Genomic DNA, 25,628 nt, shown 5'->3' on the forward strand with positions numbered 1-25,628 from the left:
TTGCTTGGAGAAATCTCTTAAAAGGAAAACTATATTCTGTGATCAATATCACAGGCTTAGCAATTGGTATTGCGTGTTGTTTATTGATTGGCCTATATATATTTCAAGAGCTTCGGTACGATCGCTTTCACGAAGATGCGGATCGTATTTACCGAGTAAACCTAACACTTGCTAACGAAGCCAAATCCACCACCATTGCCACAACCCCTCGTCCATTGGCAGATATGCTCGTAAATCAATTTCCTGAAGTTGGCTCCATCACCTCGCTGGAATTTGAAGACGGTGTAATTCGGTATAATAATGAGCTTTCTAATATTACATTTGCGGTAACAGACTCTAACTTTTTTAATGTGTTTAGTTTTGAAATAAAAGCTGGTTACGCCATTTCTTCTATTTCATCCCCCAATGAGGTGCTAATACCCGCCTCACTTGCTAAGAAATTATTTGATAATGAAAACCCCATTGGTAAAGTAATTGACTTACGAATTAATGAGACATTTTATCCTGCTACCGTTGGCGCAGTCATAGAAAATCCTCCTTCTTATTCCAGTATCACCCATGACATCCTGATCCCTGAACCACTCTGGCAAGCAGCAAACCCAAGAAGTTCAAGAAGCTCTAACTGGGGAACGATGGCAGGTGTACGATATGCAAAATTAGCTCCTAATACTGATCTCAAACAGCTTTCAAGTGATCTCAATGAAGCTATGATTAGCCTTATTCCTGAACGGTTTCGGATAAACCGGGAATACAGCTTTCAACCATTGACAGATATCCATTTCGGTAAACAGGTGATGTGGTCGCAAACCCCAACGGTAAATCCAAATTTTGTACTTATTGCGGCAATTATCGCATTTGTTATTCTTGGCATTTCTTGCATCAACTTTACCTCACTTTCTATTGGCTACTCTTCTCGAAGAACCAAAGAAATAGGTATGAGAAAAGTGATAGGAGCAGAGCGAAAACAATTGATCATGCAGTTTTGGAGTGAGACGTTCTTCATCGCTTTAATAAGCCTGATCCTGGGCCTGTTTTTTACCGAAATACTTAGCCCATACTTTTCAGCTTTAGTAGGAGACACTACCCAATTCAGACTCTTTGAGCATCCGGCCATTTTGTTGATCATTGGGATCATTGTGCTTCTCACGGGCATACTTGCGGGAAGTTATCCTGCCATTTACCTCTCTAAATTCAAACCCTCCCAGGTATTTCAAAAACAGTCTTCCCATAACTCTAACCATAAACTTATTCCAGTACTCACCACTATTCAGTTTAGTCTTGCTGTTGTTTTGATTGTAGGAACGGTGTTCATGAATAACCAAATGCAGTTATTAAGTGATAAAAATCTCGGGTTTGATGACGAATATGTAGTTCAACTCGAAACGCCCTATCGAGAAGGAGAGAAAATACTTCAGGTGCTCCGAAATGAGCTTTCAAATGAAACCAGTATTCGTGGAATCTCAGGTTCCTGGAATAGTCTTGATGGAGAAGGAGTTTCTTTCAATAACATCCCTTTCCAGGCAGATGGAAAAGAAATACGTGGTTCTAAGTTTGGCGTAAGTTCTAATTTGCCCGAAGTCCTAGACATCAAATTACTTGCAGGCAACCCGCTTTCTGAAACGGACGAGACAACCAATGAGGTATTAGTGAATGAAGCACTAGTTCGTTCTTTTGGCTGGGAAAATGCGATCGGAAAACGTATTGATGGAGCCTTTGATGAAAGCTACACCGTAAAAGGAGTCGTACAGAATTTTCATTTTCAATCCCTTCATAAAGTAATCTCCCCTTTGATCCTCGAGCCCAATGAAGCACTTACAAAGATCTACCTAAAAGTGAATGGACAGCAGCTCTCCTCAACCATCAATACTATTGAAGAAGCATGGATTGCATCAGCACCTGATCTCCCATTTCAGTTCTCTTTTCTCAATGATCAAATCGAAAAACAATACCAGTCAGATCAAAAATGGGTAGCTATGGTTCAGGCAGCTTCTTACCTAAGTATTTTACTTTCGTGCCTTGGCCTATTTGGATTAGCTACACTGGCATCCTCAAAAAGGAAAAAAGAGATCAGTATTCGAAAAGTGATGGGAGCTACTGTTTCTTCCATAGTATTCCTGTTATCCAAGGATTTCTTAAAACCAGTATTGATCGGATTGATCATCGCCATGCCCATATCTTGGTATATGCTTACCATTTGGCTACAAGATTTTGCATATAAAATAGAACTTAATCCATTGACATTTTTTATCGCAGGAATGACAACTATTTTAATTGCCCTGCTTACAGTAAGCTGGCAATCCATCAAAGCCGCCGTAGCGAATCCCGTAGAAAGTTTAAGAAGTGAATAATTAATAGTGTTACAGTGCGAAAGTGTTACGGTGTTACAAGTAGCATCGGTAACACCGTAACACGTAAACACTCTCACACCATAACACCACATTATGATCCAACTTAGAAACATTGACAAATATATCGACAAACGGTTCCAGCGAACCTTCATCCTGAAAGGCATTGACCTTGATATTGAGGAAGGAGAATTCGTGACTATAATGGGGCCAAGTGGTGCCGGGAAATCAACTTTGCTGAATATCCTGGGTTTTTTGGATGATGCATCTGAAGGCGAGTATAAATTCCTTGGTGAACCGGTTCACAATCTCAGCGAAAAAAAGAAATCAGACTACCACAAATCGCACATCGGCTTTGTATTTCAGGCCTATCACCTTATTGATGAATTGACGGTCTACGAAAATATTGAAATGCCGCTGCTTTACCGAAAAGTAAAAAGCAAGCAGCGCAAAGCTATGGTCGCCGATATTTTGGATCGGTTCAACATTGTGGCTAAAAAAGACCTGTTTCCGCCTCAACTTTCCGGTGGACAGCAACAGGTGGTCGGCGTGGCCAGAGCTATCATTGGAAGTCCGAAGTTACTGCTGGCAGATGAACCAACCGGAAACCTCCATTCCGAACAAAGCGAGCAGATCATGGAGATGTTCAAAAAACTAAATGATGAAGGTGTGACGATCATACAGGTTACCCATTCAGAAAAAATGGCTGCTTATGGTAACCGTATCATCAACCTAAAAGATGGGGCAGTGGTTAAGGAAAATCCTTATGAAGAAGAATAACCGTTAGCTTTCAAGCAGATATATGGTCGCGATTCGGGCATTTTCTTTGATATTGCACCCGGCCTCGGAAACGGTCACGTTCATGAACAGGCTTTTTTCGGTATCATCAGAAGAAAAGATGATTGAGTTTGCTATCAGTCCTGCCTCGCGTGCGTGAACATGAGGGACAATAATCCCAAATACACCTTCAGGAAGATCCAACGACTCATTAAAGGTAATTTTATAGGGCCCTTGACCCAGTTTCCACCAGCCATAATCATCTTCCGGCTTTTGCTTTTCGGGGTTTAATTTCTCTGATGTGGCAGGCTTGAATTCACTGCCTCCAAAATCGAGTGAGCCGGCTCCGGTTATACGATGCACTTTTGAAACTGTAAGGTCAATACGATCTGCATGCCTTTGGGTATCTGCATGAATGATTCCAGAAATAAAATCCATACTTTGTTTCGATGATAAAAATCCCATCGGTTCTCTCCTTTATTTTGATTTTCATGTATGTTTATAACATATCTATCGGAAGCTATCATTCAAACTATATCATTTACTAACAAGAGCATGTTCAATTTCTTCAAAAACATATTTCAAACCTCAGCTCCCGAAGATAAACCTGTTTCTAAACCCGACATTGATTCTATCATTCAAAAAGTTCAACAAGTAGAAGAAAATTCTGATATCGAACCCGGGCGAAAGATCCACGAGTTCGATCATGGCTTTCTTTCTCTGCGGCTAGACCGTGACATCACCAAAAACTATCGTATCACTGTATTTCAAGGAACTGAACGGATCTATAGTTTTTCGATTAGCGAAGATTCGGTGCTTGAGAATGCGCTTCATCAAATTCTGGATTTTTTGAACGGTAGCCGATCATTCAAAGAACTTCCAAATTCCGAAACACTGAAAGGGTTTTATTTTGGCCATCCCAAAGATTAGCAGTAAAATGGGAGTGGAACTTTAGCCGGCCCTCACTCCGTTTTAGTGTCGGTTTCAACTATCCTTAAATTCAAAAAGAAGTGTATGAACACCCTATCCAGAAGCTTGTCATTCCTTTGTGTTCTTTTTGTTCTCTCCCCTTTTCCCCTTTTAGCTCAGCCCTCAGCTGAAGCTTCCCTGCAAAATATTTGGGATGAAGCCGAAGCCATTGGAAGTCTTCGAAGTGTTCTTATTCAGCAAAATGGGGGATTATTGGGAGAAGAATATTTCCGGAATGCATCGGCTGATTACCCCTACAACATCAAATCAGCCTCTAAGAGTATCATTTCTCTTCTGGCAGGTATTGCAGTCGATCAGGGTCATATTTCCATTGAAGAGACGCTGGGCGATTATTTCCAGGATTACTTTGAAGCCAATCCAAATCCAGAGAAGGAAGCCATTACCATTCGGAATTTGCTGTCTATGCAATCGGGATTGGAGACAACGAGCTTTTATAACTATGGGGCGTGGGTGATCAGCGATAATTGGGTAGAATTTCAGCTTGATCAGCCTATGGAAGAAGAACCGGGCGGAAAGATGGTGTACAGTACCGGAACTTCACATTTGCTGTCGGTTATTATCACCAAAGCCACCGGAATGAGTACCAAAGCTTTTGCTGAAGAGTTTTTGTTTGACCCGATGGACATTCACGTAGGCGGCTGGGATCGTGATCCACAGGGATATTACATGGGTGGAAATAACCTGGCATTAATCCCACGCGACATGCTTAAGATCGGACAAATGATGCTGAATGGCGGAGAGTATGCCGGGGAACGGATCGTCTCTAAAGAATGGGTGCGCGATTCGTTCAAAAGCTATACCCGCAGTAACTTCAATCCCTATGATTACGGATATATGTGGTGGAGCCGTCCCGTTGCCGGTTATGAAGTCTACTTTGCATGGGGATTTGGCGGGCAGTATATCTTTATGATCCCGGAATTAAATAGCGTGGTGGTGATCACCAATTCCCTTCAAAATGCTACCCAGCGCAGAACATATAAAGAACCCATCTTTAATTTATTGGAAAATTATATCCTTCCATATCTTGAGAACGCCTCAGATTAAACTATTATCAAGTAAGTAAAATTTTTTTGTAACAAATTGTAATCTCTTTTCTCTTGTTTTTTGATTGTTAAAATCAAAAGCTACTCACTCTTCTCTTTAAAATTCAGGGTTTCATTTAAAGTTGGCACAGTGAAATTTTATTCTTTCTATGATTAAGAATTACATTAAGATCGCTTTCAGGAATCTCCTTAAAAATAAGGTGTATTCACTGATCAATATTTTGGGTTTGGCTATTGGGCTGGCTACTACCTTACTTATATTGATTTACGTATTCCATGAAACACGTTACGATCAGTTTCATGAAAACTCGGATCGGATATTCAGAATTGCACAAATCACTGAATCGAAAGATCGCTACGAAGAACAAGCTACCACCCCCTTTCAGTTAGGTACGGTCTTAAAAGAAGAATTTCCCAATCTCGTTGACAAGACGGTACGATTTTATGACTTACAGGAAGAGAGTCACACTTTCCTAAACCGGGAGGATAATATTTCTTTTCGTGAGTATAACTTCTATTTCGTGGATTCCACCTTCTTTGATGTTTTTTCGGCTGAATTGATTCAGGGTAATCCCGATGAAGTGCTTAAAAATCCGCTCTCGCTGGTTATCACCCAAGAATTAGCCCACAAGTATTTTGGGGATGAGAACCCAATTGGGCAAGCACTCAGCTATCGTGGTATAAATGAGATGACCGTTACCGGTGTGATGAAATCATGGCCGGAGCAATCTCATATGAAGATCGACCTCGTTGCTTCCTTCAGCAGCCTGAACAGCATCTACGCCAGCAGCCCAAATTACGATCAAAGCTGGTTGTGGAATCCCGTTTGGACTTATGCGCTTTTAAAGGAAAACACGGATCCCGTACAGCTTGAAGATCAGATCACGAACTTGATTGATAAATATTATTACGCTTATTCCGGCTGGCCGGCGGATGAGGAGCTCACTTTACAGCTTCAGCCCATAACCGATATTTACCTGGAATCGAACCGGGATCAGGAAATGGAGGCCAACAGCTCCTCTACCTATATTTATATTCTTTTGATCGTTGCCGCGTTCACATTGCTGATCGCCTGCATTAATTTTATGAATTTATCTACCGCTCGATCGCTGGAGCGAAGCCGGGAAGTTGGAATGCGAAAGGTACTCGGAGGATATAAAAAACAGCTATTCGGGCAGTTTTTAGGTGAATCTTTTATGGTGGCATTAATCGGTACACTCATGGCTTTACTGATCGTGTTTATCACCCTTCCAACATTTAATTCCCTGATCGGTAAAGATCTTACTTTTGGGCTTTTTCAAAATTTGTATGTGATTCCCGGTTTATTACTCCTTACCCTTTTGGTTGGATTCATATCGGGAGCTTATCCTGCTATTTTCCTTGCTTCATTTGAACCTTCTGTTGTATTAAAAGGGAATGCAACCAAAGGCAGATCAAGTACTTTGTTTCGAAAATTATTGGTGACCTTTCAGTTTTCTCTTTCGGTGATGCTGATCATCGGTACAGCCATCATCTATCTTCAGCTGCAATATATTCAGGATAAAGACCTCGGCTTCGATGAAAACAATGTGGTGCTCCTTCCCACCAAACAAAACCTGATTGCCTGGGAATTTGAAACATTCCGGCAGCAGGCATTAAGTCATGCGCAGATTGAATCGGTTACCGGTTTGGGAAAGATCCCCGGTTCTGAGACACAGGAATATTACCGGTATGTACCAGCCGGAGTCGGTCAAGATCAGGATGTCACCAACCTGGCCCTTTATGTCACCCACGACTTTGAAAAAACGTTCGATGCTAACATCTTAGCCGGCCGGGCTTTTTCCCGCGACTTCCCTTCTGATCCCGATCAGGCTGTGATCATCAACGAAGCCATGCTTCAGCAGTTTGATGTGGATTCTCCCGAAGAAGCCATTGGAAAGACGGTTTATTTTTATCCTTTGAATGAGGAACGAGAATCCCTTTCAGTGATAGGTGTTGTAGCCGACTTTAACTATACCTCCCTTAAAAAAGAGATCGAACCGGTGGTGATCCGGCTTTCAGCGGGCACCAATTCCATTTTAAGAAGTATAGAACATACGGCGGTAGAGATCGCGCCCGGCGATCCATCAGCGGCTCTTGCTCACCTCGAAACCGTGTGGAATGAAGTTAACCACATCGACCCTTTTGAATACAAATTCCTTGATGCACGGCTTGATCAGATCTATGAAAGTGAACAAACTATGAGCGCACTGGCTACCGCTTTTTCGATCCTTTGTATACTTATTGCTTGTTTGGGCTTGTTGGGATTGGCATCATACTCTGCTCAGTTGCGCCAAAAAGAGATCGGTATCCGTAAAAGCCTGGGGGCCTCTGTCTCAAACATCGTTTCCCTGCTTGCCAAAGATTTCCTGATTTTGATACTGATCGGTAACCTGATCGCCTGGCCGGTGATCTATTATTTTGGGTCCTCATGGTTAGAAAACTTCCCCTATCGTTTTGATCTGTTAGCCTATCTTCCGGGTATTTTTGCAGGAACGGCCGCTTTTATCATAGCCATTGCTCTCCTTACTGTTAGTTATCATTCCGTAAAAGCAGCCGTAATCAACCCTGTAGATGCCATAAGAAATGAGTAAGAGCTTTCAGCATCCGAATCTTCTTTAAAAATTCATCCTGATTATGTACCATAATGGAACCTTCAACAACAGGGAAACATTGGGTTAGTATGAAATGGATGACCAACTTATTTGCGCTGCTTTTATGGATACTGAGCTCTTATCAGGGAGTTGTTCAGGCCGGCACCTTGCAAGACAGTACTTCTCAAAAGGCCGTAACTGTCATCACTGTTCAGGGAGCTATCGGCCCTACAACCACCAATTATATCGTTCGGGGACTTGAAACCGCTGTGGAAAATAACAGTGAAGCTCTCATCATTGAGCTTGATACCCCCGGCGGATTGTTGAATTCTACCGAAGATATCGTAAAAGAAATGCTGGCTTCCAAAATGCCCATTGTAGTGTATGTGACTCCATCAGGTGGAAATGCAGGCAGTGCAGGTACATTCATCACGCTGGCAGCTCACATTGCAGCTATGGCTCCTACCACTACCATTGGAGCTGCTTCACCCGTTACAATGGGTGGAGGGCAACAAGATTCCGTCATGCAAAAGAAGATCTTTAACTACTCTGAAAATTTTATTGAGAATATTGCTAAGGAACGCGGCCGAAATGTAGAATGGGCAAAATCTGCTGTACGAGATGGTGCTGCTGTTACAGAAACAGAAGCCCTTGAATTGAACGTGATCGATCTAATTGCGGCTGACCTAAATGAGCTTCTTTTAAAGATGGACGGAATGGTCGTTGAGGGTGATTCACTGCAAACGGCTCAGGCCAACATAGAGCGACTTGAGGAAAGCTTTGCTGAAAAATTTTTTAGTTTCATCATGAGACCCGAGATCATGTTGATACTGACCATGATCGCGATCTATGGCATTGTTGGAGAAGTAACCAATCCAGGTGCCATTGTTCCGGGAGTATCCGGCGTGATCGCTCTGATCTTATTGCTATACGGATCTGCGGCTATGCCCATTAATGTGGCAGGCTTTGTTCTCATCGGACTTGCCATAGTACTGTTTGTGATAGAGGCATTTACACCAACCTTTGGCATATTATTAACGGGCGGTGCCGTTTCATTTTTTCTTGGAGCTTTGATGTTGTTCCAGGAATTTCCAAAGGAAATGCAATTAGACTGGTATTGGTTGGTTCCGGCTACCATTTTGACCGTTATCTTTTTCGGATGGATCGCCACTTCAGGCATCAGGGCACAATTTACCGGCCATAGAACCGGGCTCGAATCCCTGATCGGCAAGAAAGTGAAAGTGATCGATGATGTGAGCCAAGATTCCGGACGAGTTATGATATCGGGTGAATATTGGAATGCCGTTACCGATGGTGAAGAAATTAAAGCAAACGAATGGTGCGAAGTGGTCCGTTTTGAAGGACTTACCGTCACCGTAAAACCGTACAAATCAAATAAGGAGATTGACCATGGAGTCAACTGAGATCTTTTCCGGCTATATAACCTGGCTGATAACACTGGTAGTTTTTCTGGTATTACTGGCCCCGCAAATCTTCAAAATCCTCAGGGAATATGAACGGGCTGTAGTATTCCGACTGGGTAAATTTCAAAGTGTGAAAGGCCCCGGCCTGATCGTACTAATTCCCTTTATAGATAAAATTGAGCGGGTAGATCTGCGAGTGCTTACCATTAATGTAGACCGGCAGGAAGTGATCACCAAAGATAATGTAACCGTAAATGTAGATGCCATCACTTTTTTCCGGGTGGTAGATGCCGAAGCGGCCGTTATTCAGGTTGAACGCTATATTCACGCTACATCCATGCTGGCTCAAACCACCCTTCGCAGTATCATAGGTCAGGTAGAATTAGATGAATTACTAGCCAACCGCGAGAAGATCAACAAGCAGATCCAGAAAAATATTGATACGCAGACCGATCCATGGGGAATCAAAGTAGTATCTGTGGAAGTGCGTGATGTGGTACTCCCCGAAAACATGAAGCGAGCAATGGCACGACAGGCTGAAACCGAACGTGATCGTCGTGCGAAAGTCATTAATGCCGAAGGTGAATACCAAGCTGCCGAAAGACTCGTGGATGCCGCTAAAATGATCGAGACTGCACCGGCTGCATTGCAACTCCGCTTCCTGCAAACCATGAACGAGATCAGTGAGGAGAATGCAACCTTTGCCTTCTTACCCCTGCCCATGGATTTCCTGGAGGCTTTTCGAAAGATAAATCCTACGGATAACATCAAGAAAAAAGACGACAGCGAATAGTTGTAACCACGGAAGGCTCTGAATACACGAAGTTTCTTCTGAGTTAAGAATCTAATTCCAAATTCCGGTTACAATTTAAATCGCAACTGATAGCTCCGATGCTCTGCTTCGGAGCTTTTTTATTAGAGGATTAAATTTCTTGGTGGAATACTTTAGATCATTACGATCGACTCTGGAGAGTCGAGTTACATCGTGGTGCTCCTTTACGGAATCCCAAATAAAAGCTTTAAGCATCACTAAAATTTTTAACCGCTAAATTATTCTAATCCCACCTACAGTTTTGTTAATTTCAGAGGACTTCAAACCTGAATAGAATACACATTTCACAATGGGGCACATTCGAACATTTCTACTCATATTTTTCTTTTTAACGCTTGGCTACGATTTGGCTTTCGGGTTTCAGGATTCCAATGCACCACAACCACGAGAGCAGAACCTGTTGACCAATCCACAGCGAGCCGTGCATACTTTTCTCCACTGGCAGCAAGCCGGACATCAAAATATGGAACGGGTAATCACCACCATGAAACTGGCGGGAGGCGATGCGGAACAAAAAGCTGAATTGGCTTCTCAGCTATTGAAAGTTTTGGATGCCCGCGGATTGCTTATTGAATACAATAAAATTCCCACCGATCCCAATTACACAGATAGCCTGTCAGGCATGCAGCAGTATATTTTGTTTCAAAGTCTGCCGGAAGTGTATTTAACGAAAACCGCCCAAAATGAATGGGTTTTTTCCGAAGCTACCGTACAAATTATCCCCGATTTATACGCAAACACCTTCTCGGTTTGGTTTACCTTTTTTGTAGACAATCTCCCCGATTGGGCGTATAACGAATGGTTGGGAGTAAAGATCTGGCAATATCTTGCGGTCTTCTTGTGGCTTCTTTCCGGGCTTATACTTATGAAGATCTTCAATTTCTTTTTGGATAATTACGTCCGAAGGGTAGCCTTAAAAACGAAATTCACATGGGATGACGACCTCATCGACAGCATAGAAAAGCCCGCCGGTTATATCTTCCTGTTGACCTTCTTTTTCCTCACCTATTCAAACCTCCAATTTTCCGTAACAATAAGTCATTTTTTGTCGGTTTCACTCGAAATTGCTCTGTCGGTAACTTTTGTATGGCTTTTCTATAACCTGGCGGATGTATTCTCGAAATATCTTGGTGTACTCACATCCAAAACGGAGACGGCTCTCGATGATCAACTCATCCCTTTGATCCGCAAAACCTTACGTTTTTTTGTGATTGTGATGGGAGTGATCGCTATCCTGCAAAACAATGGATACAACGTGGCTTCGCTCATCGCCGGACTTGGAATCGGAGGTTTGGCCGTAGCTCTGGCAGCCCGGGAAACACTTTCCAATTTCTTTGGCTCACTCACCATATTCCTGGACCGACCGTTCAAGATCGGGGACTGGATCAAAACCGGAAATGTGGAAGGAACCGTGGAGGAAGTTGGCTTTCGGTCAACCCGGATCCGCACCTTTTATAATTCGCTGGTAAGTGTACCGAACTCCAATCTCGCCAACACCGATATCGATAATCTGGGATTACGAAAATATCGCCGACTTAAAACCGTGCTTAATCTCACCTATTCCACCACTCCGGAGCAGATGGAAGCTTTTGTGGAAGGCATCAAAGCCATTGTGAAAGCAAATAAAAATTTCCGGCAAGATTATTACGAAGTACATTTCAACTCCTTCGGAGCCCATTCCCTGGATGTATTGGTATATGTTTTCTTTGATGTACCCGACTGGACTACAGAATTGCAACAACGCCATAATTTCTTCTTGGAGATCTTACGGCTGGCTAAAGAAGTAGGAGTTGAGTTTGCCTTTCCAACCCAAACTTTACATATGGATAGCTTCTATAAAGATGAACCTCGAAAAGTGGGCGAAGAACGAACAGAAGAGGAACTGGCTTCGGCCATCTATGAGTTTGGCCCTGATGGTAAGAAAGGCAAACCGGATGGCATCCGAATTTTCCGAGCCGGTGAAGAAGTGGATTTTGGCGCGAAAAAATAAACCACGGAGTACACAAAACTACACTGAGGTAGAACCTTAGAACCTGAGAGCCTCCAGCGGTCCTCGCAGCGTTTTGTTATTGGACATTATAGGTTGAAACCGTAACGCTCGCAGGTCCTGGCGGACGCTTCGAGGTTGCTCCAGCAAAATCTCCGCCAAAGCCAAATCCCTTCATAAAAAAAGCCGACTCAACTGAGCCGGCTTTCAAAATTTTAAACTGCGAACAACCGCAACATCTATGTCATCTGCGTTCTATTCCGCTGCTTTTTCCTTTTCCTTCTCTCCGGAAAAAGCTTCGAATACCATTTTCAGATCTTCAGCCACTTGTTCCTTTGTGCGGCCTTCGATACGGTGCCTTGGGATCATGGCTTTGATCTCGCCATCCACAAAATAGGCAAATGCCGGTGATGATGGCGGGTATTCGCTGAAATACGCACGGGCATGAGCCGTAGCCTCTTTATCCTGACCGGCAAAAACAGTAGTCATGTGGTCTGGCTTTACATCTGATTGTTCCAAAGCAATTCCCAAACCCGGGCGTGCATTACCCGCAGCACAACCACATACGGAGTTAATCGCCAAAAGCATGGTGCCTTTGTATTCTTTCATGGCGCGATCTACATCTTCTGTCGTCTTCAGTTCTTCTACGCCGTACTTGGTCAGCTCTTCTCTCATCCAGGACGTATCAGGTCCCATTCCAAATCCAAATTGCATAATAGTCTCTTTAAGTTTATTTGATTGCTTAAACGGCTTAAAATTACAAAAAATTTTAGCCAAAATAAGTCAAGGCTTCCACATAATGGGAAGCCTTGAAAATATTCAGATTCCCGCTAAGACGGGAATGACCGTATCTAAAGTCGGTGTTGCGTTACTTCGCTGCTTTGTAATTTTCAGCTACTTGATCCCAGTTGATCACATTCCAGAATGCTGCAACGTAATCGGGACGTCGGTTTTGGTAGTGCAGGTAATATGCATGTTCCCAAACATCAATTCCAAGGATTGGAGTGTGTCCATCCATTAGCGGACTGTCTTGGTTTGCTGTAGAGTGAACAACAAGATTACCGTCTCCATCTACAGAAAGCCATGCCCATCCGGAACCGAATCGGGAGCCTGCTGCTGAAGAAAATTCTTCTTTAAAATCATCGAAACTTCCGAAAGCATCGTTAATAGCTTCCGCTAAGTCTCCGGTTGGAGTTCCTCCACCGTTTGGAGACAGAATCGTCCAAAATAGTTTATGATTTGCATACCCGCCGCCGTTATTAATCACAGCTTGTTTGATATCTCCTGGAACTTCGTCAATGCGTTGCAGCACTTCTTCAATTTCAAGATCAGCAAAATCGTGACCTTCCAACGCTGCATTTACTTTATTGGTGTAACCCTGATGATGTTTGGTATGGTGAATTTCCATGGTTCGCGCGTCAATATGTGGTTCAAGCGCGTCGTATGCGTAAGGTAAATCAGGAAGTGAATAAGCCATTATATAACTCCTTTTTAAATTTCGGTTATGTTGGCGCTTAAAACTTGTGCGCCTTTCATTTATCGTCTTCAAACATAAGCAAAACAGCCTTAAAATTCGTTCCTGTAGTCCATCAATACAATCTATCTTTTAGATTTGTTAACACTATGAAGAAAGGTTACTCTGAAATCCTCTGAGAATTGAAGTATCTTTAACCAACTCAGTCATTTTATCTCACTCACAACTATTTATGAAGTACAATTACGATGTAATTATCATTGGCAGCGGCCCGGCAGGTTTCTCTTGTGCCATGCAAAGCTCCAAGTTTGACAAGAAAGTATTGGTTATCGAAGCCAATGAAGAATCTTTTGGGGGAACATGGATCAACTCAGGTACCATCCCCAGTAAAGCCCTTCGCGAAACCGCCCGCATTATCCAACGTTTCCAAAGTCAGTTTGAGGATCTTTCCCACGAGAAAGCATATCAGCACCATAAAATGGAAGAGTTGCTGAAATACAAGAATGAAACGCTCAAAAGTAAGAACACCAAGGTCGAAAACGACTTCAATAAAAATGAGATCGACACCGTTCGCGGATTTGGGGTTTTAAAGGATAACAATACCGTCGAAGTAACCGCAAAAGACGGTTCTAAAAAAGAGTATTCCGGTGAGTTTATCTTTGTATCTCCCGGAAGCAAACCTTTGCAGCCGAAAGGGTTTAAAGTTGATCACGACAAGGTACTGGACTATACCTCTGTCTTGAATTTGAATCACATCCCCAGAAAAATATTGATCATCGGAAGTGGGGTTCAGGCTCTGGAATATGCCACAACATTCTCGAATCTGGGCAGCCGGGTTTCGATATTGAATGAGACGGACTCTTTTCTACAATTCCTGGATAATGAAATTCGAGATCAGCTGACTATGATCCTCGATAAACAAAAGATCGAGGTCTTTTCTAATGCTGAGAATATTGAGATACAGTCTAACGGACTCAGAAATACAACGGAAGTTCGATATAACCTGCGTAATGATAATGAGGGGAAACGCACCCGTGTTATCGAAACCGAACATGTGCTTTATTTGGGTGGAAAAACTCCTAATACCAGCGGACTTGGCTTTGAAAATACCGGTGTAGAACTGGATGAGGAAGGATATATCGTAGTTAATAGCGATTATCAAACCAACGTAGAAAATATCTTTGCCGGCGGTGATGCGATCGGTTATCCGGCTTTGGCTTCGGCCTCTTTTTCGGAAGGACGTTTGGCTTCCTGCCGCATGTTTGGAATAAAAGCACTGGATGTTCCACCCGAAATTCCTTTCGCCATATACTCTATCCCGGAAATTTCAAGCATCGGACTTACGGAGAAAGAGGCAAAATCCCGTGGATACGATGTGACCGTTGGACGAGCTTATTACAAAAACATCACCCAGGGAGATATCAGCAATCAGCAAGATGGATTATTGAAATTAGTGTTTGAAACCGAGAGCCTGAAGCTGGTAGGAATTCATATTATTGGTGAGCGCGCCAGCGACCTGATTCACCTGGGGCAAGCCGTGATGTCGCTTGGCGGCGATGTTCGCTATTTCATCAATCACGTACTCAACTATCCCACTTACAGCGAAGCCTACCGAATCGCCGCTTTTAATGGTATGAACCGCGTATACAAAGCCGGCGTGAAGTACAAAAAACTTCTGAAGAACAATAAATAAGAACATCGAACAAGGAACATCCAACATCGAACTTTGAACGGGTTACTTCTCCTTTCGATGTTCCTTGCTCGATGTTGGATGTTCTGAAGTTCTACACGTAATGAATGGCTTTGCGCATACCTTCAGAATCGTACTCAAATTCTTCGGGGAGGGTTTTGATGCCTTTCTCTTTTGAGATTTTGGCTGAATAAGCCAGTACCATTGCATCCACGATGTCATCCTCTTCTACCTCGTTTCGGCGGAATTCTTCTTTGATATCACGGAAGAAATCATCGGCAATCGGTTCGCGGTTTTTAATCAATTCCAACCGGTGCTTGATGCCTTTTTTAAGGTTTTTCTTCTGGTAGATCATCCCGCCATTCAAAGTTTGGAAAAGCAGTTCGGGATGAGCTTCCAATACTTTGTCGATCAGAGATTCATCGGCTCGCAACAGCTCATCAACCATCTGTATTTTTGGGGTGATGTTCCACGATTGCAGCGTAAGCTTTTTTTCGGTGTATTCGTGGCTGATCATGTTAGCTTCCACATAAGAAGGAGCCGTCAAAGCCGGACGAATGGGGGGACTAAACACACTGGAAGCGTATTCGTCACCCAGTTTTTTACGCAGCAGTGCATCGGCTTCGCGGGTATATTCTTCGTCTTCCAACCCGATCGGCATATCAATGAAAATTCGATCGTAGGTTTCAAAAGCTTCCTTCAACGCTTCCCGATCCCGAAGAATCTCATATTTTTCATCGCCCTCATCAAAAGTGATGAGAATCCACCCTGCCTGGCAACCGTCTATTCCTGCTGTTTTCACTATAACTGATCTTTAATGTTTTTCTTAAGTTGAATGTGCAGCTCATCCAACTGATGTTTATCCACCGTATCCGGAGAATTATCCATCATGCTTTGCGCTTTCTGGTTTTTTGGGAAAGCGATAACATCACGAAGACTCTTGGCTCCGGTCAGTAACATCACCGCTCGATCTACTCCAAAAGCAATTCCGCCATGTGGAGGCGCTCCATATTTGAAGGCATCCAGCAAGAAACCGAATTTCTCTTCCGCTTCTTTTTCTGAAATCCCCAAAAGCTCAAATACTCGACGCTGCATTTTTTGATTGTGGATACGAATAGAACCACCACCCAGCTCGTTTCCGTTCAATACCAGGTCATAAGCGCGGGCTTTTACTTTGCCAGGATCAGAATCCATCAGTTCCACATCTTCTTCTCTCGGTGAGGTGAATGGATGGTGCATAGCATGATAGCGACGAGTTTCTTCATCCCACTCCAGCAGCGGAAATTCCGTTACCCACAAGAAATTATATTTCGATTCATCGATCAGTTCAAACTCTTTGCCCATCATCAGACGAAGCTGACCAAGTTGTTTTAAAACATCCGGTTTTGGTCCGGCAAGAATAAGAACCAGGTCTCCTTTCTTCGCTTCGGATTTTGCTACCATCTGTTCCACTATCTCATCAGTCAGGAATTTTGCCACGCTGCAAAGTGGTCCATCTTCCTGCATCTTGATGTAAATCAGTCCACCGGCACCGGTTTCTTCTTTCACGCGATCCGTCAGTCGGTCGATAGCACCACGGCCCATATCTCCTTGTCCCGGCACGGTGATTCCAACTACTCCACCGCCATCTTTAACGGTCCCGGAAAATACTTTGAACTCAGCATCGCGTACGATCTCAGAAAAATCCTTGAATTCCAGGCCAAAACGGGTATCCGGCTTATCGGAACCGTAGGTATTCATAGCCTCTTCATAGGTCATGCGTGGGAATGGCGTTTCAACTTCGTATCCAATGGTATCTTTGAACACTTTCTTCCAAAGGGATTCATGCGTTTCGTAGATCACTTCTTCATCCACAAAACTCATCTCCACATCAATTTGGGTGAATTCCGGCTGTCGATCGGCACGGAGGTCTTCATCCCTAAAGCACTTCACGATCTGGAAATAGCGGTCGTAGCCGGAAACCATCAGCAACTGCTTGTAGGTCTGCGGACTTTGAGGAAGCGCAAAAAACTTCCCTGCATTCACGCGGCTTGGCACCAAATAATCACGGGCCCCCTCCGGAGTACTGCGCATCAGAACCGGTGTTTCCACTTCGGCAAACTGCAGGTTATGATAAAACTCCCGAACCGACTGGTAGAACTTGGAACGCAACATCAACCGATTCTGCACTTCAGGTCTGCGAAGATCCAAGTAACGATATTTTAACCGTACATCTTCATTCGTGGGAATGCCGTCTTTGATCTCAAAAGGTGGTGTTTCGGCTTCAGAATAGATCACCAGGCCGGTCGCTTCAATTTCGATCTCACCGGTCGGTAAATTTGGATTCTTATTCTCCTCACCCCGGGTAATAACCTTGCCTTTAACGCCAATCACATATTCGGCACGCAGTTGCTCCGCCTTTTCGTGCAGCTGATCGTCCTCTTCAGTAAAAACAACCTGTGTAACGCCGTATCGATCTCTCAGGTCAATAAAAATTACGCCGCCGAGGTCGCGCCGGGGACCAACCCATCCGTTTAAAATTACTTCTTCGCCAATATGTTCTGCGGTTAACTCCCCGCAGGTGTGTGTTCTTTTGAGGGTCATTCGTTTCGATGAATCGTAGAGTGAAAACTTTTGGTTATTAAGGCGCTGAAAATACACATAATGTTAACGAATCGCCTAATCAATGTGGCCGGAACTTATTTTTCTCATTAATACCTTTGCCTCCGTTTTCATGACGGGACTTATTTGGATCGTCCAATTGGTTCATTACCCCTCCTTTCGATTTGTAAGCGAAGTGAATTATCTCGCTTTTCAGAATCACCACGTCCGCAGTATTGATAAGATCGTGATTCCGGTGATGGTGGCTGAGATCACGACCTCTTTTGCTCTTTCCTGGTTTGATGGTTTTCTCTCAATGAATGCGTTAGGTTTCTACTTGGTGCTGCTGATCTGGATTTCTACAGGATTGTTTTCAGTTCCGGCTCACTCCAAACTGGAATCCAGAAAAGATATCGATGCCATCAATAGCCTTGTTTCCACCAACTGGATACGGACGATCTTATGGACGGTGAAATCCGGGTTGAGTTTTTATTTGTTGATGGGGATGTTGGGTTGAAAGAAATGGACATGACTAAATTTTTAGCCTTGGTGACATTCACCCCTCCCTGCTAAAGCCGGACTCCCCTCAAGGGAGGTACCGACCGAATGGGAGGCGAAGGGTGTTTGCCGGTAATTAATTACTGAGTACCACACTACCAAAAATTAAAATTGGCAAACTTCCCTCAATTTTAACTACATTATTTGTCCTTTCTTCGAGTGGGTCGGAGAAAGAACCATTCTGCCTGGGGAGGTAAAATGAATATCATCGAAACCATTGTTGCTGACGGCAACGAAATTTTCAGACATGGACTCAGTTCCATTTTGCGGGATCACGGTGCATTTAATATTTGCAGCGAGGTTGACAATGGAGCATTGGTGCTTACCGCTTATGAAAGTGTGAAGCCAAAGCTTTGTATCCTCTCCTTTTCCATGCCTGAGATGGAAGGCATCATCATTGCAAAAAAGATCATTGATAAAGACCCGAATGCCAATATTCTCCTCATGGCTGACAATACCGATCAGCGTACACTCAATGAGTTTTTAGATTCCGGTGCCTATGGATTGATCCAAAAATCAGCCCACCGGTTCGAACTTATCGATGCGGCCCAAAAAGTTGCCAATGGTGAGCGCTTTCTTGGCAAACAGTTTTCCAGAATGATGACCGAAGAGTATAAGCGCCTCGCCCGCAAGAAAAAACGCCCCGACCCTATCAAATCTATCACCAAGCGGGAACGAGAAGTGTTGAGCCTGCTCACTGAAGGATTTACCAGCTCCGAGATCGCAGATAAGCTATATATCAGTCCAAGAACGGTAGAAAAGCATCGCACAAATCTGTTAAAGAAACTCGATCTCAAAAATACAGCTGCCCTCGTCCGCTTTGCCATGGAAAACGAACACACTTTGCTATAATTACCAAATTCCAATGGTCAATGCTTTAGAATTTGAACATTGACCATTGGAATTTACATCACTACGTATTTTCACGTACACAAATTACGTATTTCCCACTATTGACGAACAAGCCACTTAAGGCTATGTTTTAAGTGCAAATGGGGTAATAGCCGTCTGTAGATGATATCTGCCACCGCTCATTGATTTGAGGGTGGCTTTTTTTTGGAAAATACCTGCCCGGAATCTCTAAAAGACGAAAGCATTTAATTATTTTTTTCGGCTATTTGCTTCAATTTAGCCGCCCGAAGTTCATTGTACATATTTTGCTCCTCCACCATCTTTGAAAGAGCGAAGAGGTCATATACAGCACCCAAACCCAGTACGCCACCGCTCAGCAACCAGCCGATCCCCGTTCCCACTCTTCCCAAATAAAAACGATGCAATCCCAGTATTCCGAATAAACCTAAAAACCAAAACAGGTAGGCTTTTCCTTTGGATTTAGTCCCAACAGGTTCTTCCTCTTTTGCTCGGATGATCGAAAGCTTTTTCCTGCCTCCCACCTTTGCAATGAAATCCTCATAACTTGTTAGCAGTTTTCGGGCAAATTTCCTGGTACGAACCGATTCCTGTTTGGCATACTCCAACTCCGCTTCCATCACCTGGTATTCAAAAACAAATTCCTCCACTACCTTTTCCATGGTCATCTTATCCTGAAGATACGCTTCCACTTTGCGGGTCAGGTTCCGAATGGAATCATGAATAGTAACCGTAAGATCGGTCCTGCTGTCATCCCCGTCCTTTTCTAGTTCGTTGATCAGCTCTGCATAGGTATTTGCGGCCTTCTTCAGGGCCTGTTCGGCTGCAAGGGCCATTTCATATTCTTCGGATCTCCGCATATTGATCTGTTTTTATGGATTCGTACCTGCGTTCGAAATACGGAAATTTTTGTTCCAAATAGAAGGGTAAAAATAATAAAGCCCGACTTTCTTATTGAATCGGGCTTTAAATTGTAAGTACCGTGGGGCGGAATTGAACCGCCGACCTCACGATTATGAGTCGTGCGCTCTAACCATCTGAGCTACCACGGCATATCTTTTTCAAGAGAGCATCAAATATACGGGTTTATATAACAAAGGGTAAAATGTTTTTTCAGGTTGATTTTATAGAGCGTGAAGATCTTTGAACCATTGCAAAGTTCGGATCTCATAAAGGAGGGTTATAAACAGTCCTGCACAACGAATGCAAAACATTCGACCTTAGAAAAAAGAGCGTGAAGAAGATGACGGAATGGAACGTTAAAAAATAAATCATACCGCACAGGTATTTACCTACAGGCAAGCACAGAGAAGGAGCATTGATTTATTTTAGTGCAATGGAGACATCTTTAGCTCTTTTTTCGCAGTCGAGAGTTTTTGGTTCTTTTGTCGGCACAAAAGAACAAGGAAGTTGATAAGGGCTTGTATGTAATATTTCCCTACCTCCCCTTAATCTCTTCGCTAAGTTTCTTAACTTCCACGGTTCACAGAAAACCAATCTAAAAAAGGTTCATGGCTAAAAACATTACTTCTCAGGAAAAAGATTATTCACAATGGTATCTGGATGTGGTTCGGGAGGCAAAATTGGCGGAGCATTCTCCGGTACGCGGAAGCATGGTTATCCGCCCTAACGGAATGGCGCTTTGGGAAAATATGCGCAATGCCCTCGATCAGATGTTCAAAGATACCGGCCATGAAAATGCCTATTTCCCGCTGTTTATTCCCAAATCATTTTTGTCCAAAGAAGCGCAGCATGTGGAAGGGTTTGCGAAGGAATGTGCGGTAGTCACTCACAGCCGACTCAAAAGCGTGGACGGTGGCGTGGAAGTGGATCCGGAATCGAAACTGGAAGAAGAGCTGATCGTCCGGCCTACCTCGGAAACCATTATTTGGGATACTTACCGAAACTGGATCCAGTCCTATCGGGATCTGCCTATTCTGGTAAATCAGTGGGCGAATGTAGTCCGTTGGGAAATGCGTACACGGTTATTTCTCCGCACCATGGAATTTCTCTGGCAGGAAGGTCATACAGCTCACGCCACTAAAGAAGAGGCGGTTGAAGAAACCCGTCAAATGTTGGATGTATATGCAACTTTTGCTGAAGATTTCATGGCGATGCCTGTTCTTAAAGGAGTGAAAACAGCCAGCGAACGTTTCGCCGGAGCCGTTGATACCTACTGCATCGAAGCGCTGATGCAGGATGGAAAAGCACTCCAAGCCGGTACCTCCCACTTTCTGGGGCAGAATTTTGCCAAGGCTTTTGATGTGAAATTTCAGGATAAAGACGGCGAACACAAACTCGTTTGGGCCACAAGTTGGGGCGTTTCTACCCGACTGATCGGTGGATTGATCATGACACATTCGGACGATCAGGGATTGGTGCTGCCTCCAAAACTGGCGCCGACTCAAGTGGTCGTAGTTCCTATTTACCGTAGTGATGAACAGCGCGAAGCCGTACTTGAATACGCAGACGGTATTTATGACGAATTGAAAGAACTGGGCGTTCGTATCAAAGTGGATGACCGTGATAATTACAATCCGGGCTACAAATTTGCGGAGCATGAAGCGGCCGGCATCCCACTCCGAATTGCTATAGGTCCCCGTGATCTGGAGAATAATAATGTGGAGCTGGCTCGCCGCGATCTGAAGTCCAAGAATATTGAAAGTCGTGAAGGACTCGGTTCCCGCGTCAAGAAATTACTGGATGATATTCAGGATGAGCTTTTCGAAAAAGCCAAAAAACGTCGCGATGAGATGACTTCCGAAGTGGATTCCTACGAGGAATTTCAGAAAATAATTGAAGACAAAGGCGGATTTGTATGGGCTCACTGGGATGGTACATCCGAAACTGAAGAGAAGATCAAAGAAGAAACCAAAGCCACCATTCGCCTCATTCCGCTGGAAGAAGGTGAAGAGGGAAAGTGTATGGTTACCGGCAAGCCATCAAAGCAGAAAGTGTTGTTTGCGCGGTCTTATTAATAAAATATAGCTTAGATTCTTGTCATCCTGAGTGATTATTTTTTCAAACTTGGTATCGATGTATTCCGCGAAGGATCTCAAATTTTAATGCTGCTCGTTGCAAAGTTTGAGATCCCTCGTGTTTAACACCAGATCCCATACAAATTTCGTAAACACTCGGGATGACAACATTGAAATCAATGATCAGTAAAATGATGCCAAAAATCCCGCCTCCATATTATTTGTCTAATGCCGAGCAATCCCGGTTCATGGACGAAAAGACCATCTCTGAATTTGGGATCGATGGTTTTACCCTGATGGAGATTGCGGGAACACGCGCTGCTGATTTTATACAGTCAGAAATTCCAACCGGTTCGCACGGACTATTCTTTTGTGGGAAAGGAAACAATGGCGGAGATGCGCTGGTGATCGCGAGGTTACTTTCTCAGCAGGATTATAAGATCACGGTATGTTTTTTATCTGGAACCGATGACTTGAGTCAGGATGCTGATAAAAATTTCAAGCTCCTCCAAAAACTTGATGCAAACATTGAAGTTCTAAACTGGAATGACTTCACCCCAAAAGAATATGATTTTGTGGTTGATGGCATGTTGGGAACTGGACTAAACTCTGATGTCAGAGTACCCTATTCAGAAGCCATCGAGTGGATCAACGGGCAGGAGTCGCCGGTATTTTCGTTGGATATTCCCACAGGATTAAATGCAGATTCCGGCCAAATTATGGGTACTTCGGTTCAAGCTGATTTCACCCTGAGTTTTGGCGTTCTTAAAACCGGTTTTTATCTGAATAATGGTTTTGATACCACGGGAGAAGTCATTCTTTGCGAGCTTTCTTTCCCGAATAAATACAAAAAATCCACCGCCTGCCTGATAGATGAAAGCTGGGTTCAGGCAAATACTCCTTCACCAAAAAAAAGAAAGCATAAGTATGATGAAGGGGTACTTTACATTGTTGCAGGGTCAGAAGGTTTGACCGGTGCCGGTATTTTGGCAGCAAGAAGTGCATGGTCGGCCGGTTTGGGAGCAGTGATCCTCATCACTCCAAAAGGGTTGCTGGATATCTACGAGAAACAGCTGGAGCAGATCATAAAAAAAACGGTCGGAGATCGGAATGACCTGTATTTCAAGGAATCACATGAGGAAGAGGTAACACAGATCCTGCAAGAGAAACCCGGAAAACTCCTTATTGGCCCCGGGCTTGGAAGAAAGCAGGAAACCATTCGGTTCACCCAAAAACTATTGAACAGTTTTGATGGAGATATAGTGGTTGATGCGGATGCGCTATTTGCCTTATCTGAACTTGAGTCTTGGGATAAACCTGCCAAAGCACAATGGATCCTGACGCCACATCCCGGGGAGCTCAAGAGCTTGTTGAATAAAGATGTAGGAGATGACTTATTCAGGCTGGAAACAGCTAAAACCCTGGCTTCACAAAAAAAGATCACGGTTTTATCTAAAGGAATGCCATCGATCGTTGGAACACAATCGGGAGATGCGTATTTAACCGGGTACGACACACGGATTTTTTCCCGTGCAGGATTCGGAGACGTACTTGCCGGTAAAGCGGCGGCCTATTGGGTGAGCTCAAATTCACCGGAGCTTGGTTGTTGCCTTGCATTATTAGACGGTTACCAAAAATCACAACAATATTTTGCATCAAACAGCGGTTCCTTAGAACCAAACGATATTATTTAAATGACAAAACCTTCCAAAATTTTACCCCGCTCGGTTAAATTATATTTAACCCTGCTAACCATCTCGACAGGATTGATCATCTATGGAACCCTTTTTCCCACTGATTATGATGTACCTCACGGACTAATAGGCATGGACAAACTTGTTCATGTGGTGATGTTTGCTACATGGTCTTTCTTTTACGGACTGGTCCGATTTCTGAAAGATAAATACAAACTTCTTCCTGTATTTCTGGTCAGTACTTTCTTTGGATTACTGATCGAAGTTTTTCAATACTTCCTGCCTACCGGACGCTCTGCAGAACTTATGGATCTTATTGCGGATAGTACCGGGACCGGGATTGCATTAGTGCTACTTTATTTGCTATCCAGGAAAATACCTGAATTTCAGCCGGAACCTTCCTCCGAATAATTTGACCATCCGTTTTTAAGAACGTGCAATTTTCTACTTTTTTGCTATTTTAATGGGGTAACTGTGCAACGCTTTCCCAAATACGGAGGTGCGCATGTCCCTGAAAAATCCATCTGCCGATTTACGATTGAATTATCCCATCCTCCTTGAAACCGGGATAATAATTGCCTTGTTGGTTTTGATCTTTTGCATGAAAATTGATCTCCCCACGGTTAATACTTCTTCCGTTCTTTATGTGGAAGGAGATGAGACGGCATTAGTCTTGCCACCTTCGGTTGTGGAAAATACGTCTCTCATCAAACCTCCTCCTCGGCCCCAAGTCCCTGTTTACTTACCAAATGATACACCCATTGAACCGGAACCTATAGAGATTGATGAGTTCGATCGCATTTCAAGGCTCATGATCCCTCCCCTGCCTGATCAGATCATTGTTGAGCCAACCTATGACCTATTCAAGGATATTGAGCAACTTCCGGAATTGATCGGTGGCGAACAGGCCTTTCAGAATAGTATCGAATATCCCTTGTTAGCACGAAGAGCCAGAGTTCAGGGTATTGTTGAAGTTGAATTCACTGTTTCCGAAACGGGTAAGGTTCTCGACCCGGTGATCATAAAAGGACTGGGTTATGGGTGTGACAAGGCTGTACTGGATGCGATCAAACTGCAGCGATACCGCCCCGGAAAAAAGGCCGGAAAAGTATCCAGCTTTCGCATCAAGGAAACGGTTCAATTTATATTACTGAACACTTAGCTATACCCGGATACTAAAATCATTTCTTGAATGTTAAAATATTGCTAAGGGTACTTGCACACGACTGATAAAATTCCGTTCTTTTGCACTTACTCGTCGAAACCGATTAAAACAGTATAAGAGTATTATGAGAAAAGAAAGAAAATCACCTAAAGCAGATCTGAAAAGATCATACACTGTTTATCTTGAAGCAGGTTTGATCTTTGCACTGCTTGTAATGATTGTTGCTGTCAAAGTGAATTTAGAAACTGAACCTCCAAAAGCTATTGCCCTTGATGAGCAAGAAGTGGTTGAAATGGAGGAAGTGATCCAAACCAAACAAATCGAAACCCCCCCACCTCCTCCACGTCCACCGGTACCGGTTGAAGTTCCCAACGACGAGATTATTGAAGATGAGATGATCGATCTTGACGCTGAACTTGATATGGATGCTCCCATGGACCTCCCTCCACCACCNCCGGAAGAAGAGCCTGAAGAAGATTTCNTNGTTGTGGTAGAACAGATGCCTCAGCTGGAAGGCGGAATGGCTAAACTTCAGGGAAGTGTGAAATATCCTGAAATGGCACGCCGGGCCGGTATTGAAGGCCGCGTTACCGTTCAGTTTATTGTGAA

21 protein-coding genes and 1 tRNA gene are annotated in these 25,628 nt (G+C 43.6%); 15 read left to right on the forward strand and 7 right to left on the reverse strand.

The window, feature by feature from the left end:
* Nucleotides 1–38: 38 nt before the first annotated feature.
* Entirely contained in the window at nt 39–2,348 is a 2,310-nt protein-coding gene (locus B151_RS0112805) for an ABC transporter permease (protein WP_169332217.1), read from the forward strand.
* A 93-nt stretch (nt 2,349–2,441) separates the two neighbouring features.
* Nucleotides 2,442–3,125 carry an ABC transporter ATP-binding protein gene (locus B151_RS0112810; protein WP_020404047.1) on the forward strand — a complete coding sequence of 228 codons (684 nt, stop codon included), beginning with the start codon at nt 2,442–2,444 and terminating at the stop codon, nt 3,123–3,125.
* A 3-nt stretch (nt 3,126–3,128) separates the two neighbouring features.
* On the opposite strand, the gene B151_RS18735 is transcribed toward B151_RS0112810, so the two are convergent.
* On the reverse strand, nt 3,129–3,560 hold the full coding sequence (locus tag B151_RS18735; RefSeq protein WP_157470989.1) for a dCTP deaminase/dUTPase family protein: 432 nt from the start codon (nt 3,558–3,560) through the stop codon (nt 3,129–3,131).
* 117 nt (nt 3,561–3,677) lie between these two features.
* Here B151_RS18735 and B151_RS0112820 point away from each other — a divergent pair, with 117 nt between their 5' ends.
* The 6 genes from B151_RS0112820 to B151_RS0112845 all read left to right on the forward strand — a co-directional run bounded on the left by B151_RS0112820 (nt 3,678) and on the right by B151_RS0112845 (nt 12,013).
* Nucleotides 3,678–4,052 (forward strand): hypothetical protein, encoded by a 375-nt coding sequence (locus tag B151_RS0112820; protein WP_020404049.1) that lies wholly within the window; start codon nt 3,678–3,680, stop codon nt 4,050–4,052.
* A gap of 84 nt (nt 4,053–4,136) precedes the next feature.
* Nucleotides 4,137–5,156 carry a serine hydrolase domain-containing protein gene (locus B151_RS18740; RefSeq protein WP_020404050.1) on the forward strand — a complete coding sequence of 340 codons (1,020 nt, stop codon included), beginning with the start codon at nt 4,137–4,139 and terminating at the stop codon, nt 5,154–5,156.
* A 148-nt stretch (nt 5,157–5,304) separates the two neighbouring features.
* The gene (locus B151_RS0112830) at nt 5,305–7,767 is read left to right on the forward strand and encodes an ABC transporter permease (RefSeq protein ID WP_020404051.1); all 2,463 of its coding nucleotides are present in this window, start codon (nt 5,305–5,307) and stop codon (nt 7,765–7,767) included.
* Between the two features lie 89 nt (nt 7,768–7,856).
* A complete protein-coding gene (locus tag B151_RS0112835; RefSeq protein ID WP_020404052.1) occupies nt 7,857–9,191 on the forward strand; it encodes an NfeD family protein in 1,335 nt (444 codons plus the stop codon).
* Nucleotides 9,178–9,984 (forward strand): slipin family protein, encoded by an 807-nt coding sequence (locus B151_RS0112840; RefSeq protein ID WP_020404053.1) that lies wholly within the window; start codon nt 9,178–9,180, stop codon nt 9,982–9,984. Before B151_RS0112835 ends, B151_RS0112840 begins: the two co-directional genes overlap by 14 nt.
* 328 nt (nt 9,985–10,312) lie before the next feature.
* Nucleotides 10,313–12,013, forward strand: coding sequence for a mechanosensitive ion channel family protein (locus tag B151_RS0112845; RefSeq protein ID WP_020404054.1), 1,701 nt, complete (start codon nt 10,313–10,315; stop codon nt 12,011–12,013).
* A gap of 252 nt (nt 12,014–12,265) precedes the next feature.
* Here the strand turns inward: B151_RS0112845 and B151_RS0112850 are convergent, their stop codons facing one another.
* Complete coding sequence (locus B151_RS0112850; RefSeq protein WP_020404055.1) at nt 12,266–12,724, reverse strand: BrxA/BrxB family bacilliredoxin; 459 nt, start codon at nt 12,722–12,724, stop codon at nt 12,266–12,268.
* A gap of 154 nt (nt 12,725–12,878) precedes the next feature.
* Complete coding sequence (locus B151_RS0112855) at nt 12,879–13,487, reverse strand: superoxide dismutase (protein WP_020404056.1); 609 nt, start codon at nt 13,485–13,487, stop codon at nt 12,879–12,881.
* Nucleotides 13,488–13,716: 229 nt separating this feature from the next.
* Between B151_RS0112855 and sthA the strand changes: the two genes are divergently transcribed.
* Nucleotides 13,717–15,177 carry a Si-specific NAD(P)(+) transhydrogenase gene (gene sthA / locus B151_RS0112860; RefSeq protein WP_020404057.1) on the forward strand — a complete coding sequence of 487 codons (1,461 nt, stop codon included), beginning with the start codon at nt 13,717–13,719 and terminating at the stop codon, nt 15,175–15,177.
* Nucleotides 15,178–15,268: 91 nt separating this feature from the next.
* Here sthA and B151_RS0112865 read toward each other — a convergent pair whose 3' ends face one another.
* Complete coding sequence (locus B151_RS0112865; protein WP_020404058.1) at nt 15,269–15,976, reverse strand: DUF429 domain-containing protein; 708 nt, start codon at nt 15,974–15,976, stop codon at nt 15,269–15,271.
* Nucleotides 15,976–17,757 (reverse strand): aspartate--tRNA ligase, encoded by a 1,782-nt coding sequence (gene aspS, locus B151_RS0112870; protein WP_020404059.1) that lies wholly within the window; start codon nt 17,755–17,757, stop codon nt 15,976–15,978. Before aspS ends, B151_RS0112865 begins: the two co-directional genes overlap by 1 nt.
* Before the next feature lie 82 nt (nt 17,758–17,839).
* On the opposite strand from aspS, the gene B151_RS0112875 reads away from it, so the two are divergent.
* Complete coding sequence (locus B151_RS0112875; protein ID WP_020404060.1) at nt 17,840–18,271, forward strand: hypothetical protein; 432 nt, start codon at nt 17,840–17,842, stop codon at nt 18,269–18,271.
* Between the two features lie 239 nt (nt 18,272–18,510).
* Complete coding sequence (locus B151_RS0112880) at nt 18,511–19,164, forward strand: LuxR C-terminal-related transcriptional regulator (protein ID WP_020404061.1); 654 nt, start codon at nt 18,511–18,513, stop codon at nt 19,162–19,164.
* 245 nt (nt 19,165–19,409) lie between these two features.
* Here B151_RS0112880 and B151_RS20290 read toward each other — a convergent pair whose 3' ends face one another.
* Nucleotides 19,410–20,042 carry a TM2 domain-containing protein gene (locus B151_RS20290; protein WP_020404062.1) on the reverse strand — a complete coding sequence of 211 codons (633 nt, stop codon included), beginning with the start codon at nt 20,040–20,042 and terminating at the stop codon, nt 19,410–19,412.
* 118 nt (nt 20,043–20,160) lie between these two features.
* A tRNA-Met gene (locus B151_RS0112890) sits at nt 20,161–20,234 on the reverse strand.
* A gap of 459 nt (nt 20,235–20,693) precedes the next feature.
* On the opposite strand from B151_RS0112890, the gene proS reads away from it, so the two are divergent.
* The 4 genes from proS (at nt 20,694) to B151_RS19660 (ending at nt 25,016) form a co-directional block, all read left to right on the forward strand.
* Complete coding sequence (proS, locus tag B151_RS0112895) at nt 20,694–22,160, forward strand: proline--tRNA ligase (protein WP_020404063.1); 1,467 nt, start codon at nt 20,694–20,696, stop codon at nt 22,158–22,160.
* Between the two features lie 161 nt (nt 22,161–22,321).
* The gene (locus tag B151_RS0112900; protein ID WP_245550408.1) at nt 22,322–23,854 is read left to right on the forward strand and encodes an NAD(P)H-hydrate epimerase; all 1,533 of its coding nucleotides are present in this window, start codon (nt 22,322–22,324) and stop codon (nt 23,852–23,854) included.
* On the forward strand, nt 23,855–24,265 hold the full coding sequence (locus B151_RS18745) for a VanZ family protein (RefSeq protein WP_020404065.1): 411 nt from the start codon (nt 23,855–23,857) through the stop codon (nt 24,263–24,265).
* A 94-nt stretch (nt 24,266–24,359) separates the two neighbouring features.
* The gene (locus B151_RS19660) at nt 24,360–25,016 is read left to right on the forward strand and encodes an energy transducer TonB (protein ID WP_020404066.1); all 657 of its coding nucleotides are present in this window, start codon (nt 24,360–24,362) and stop codon (nt 25,014–25,016) included.
* Nucleotides 25,017–25,628: the final 612 nt, after the last annotated feature.

This window comes from Gracilimonas tropica DSM 19535 (assembly GCF_000375425.1).
Taxonomy (GTDB): domain Bacteria; phylum Bacteroidota; class Rhodothermia; order Balneolales; family Balneolaceae; genus Gracilimonas; species Gracilimonas tropica.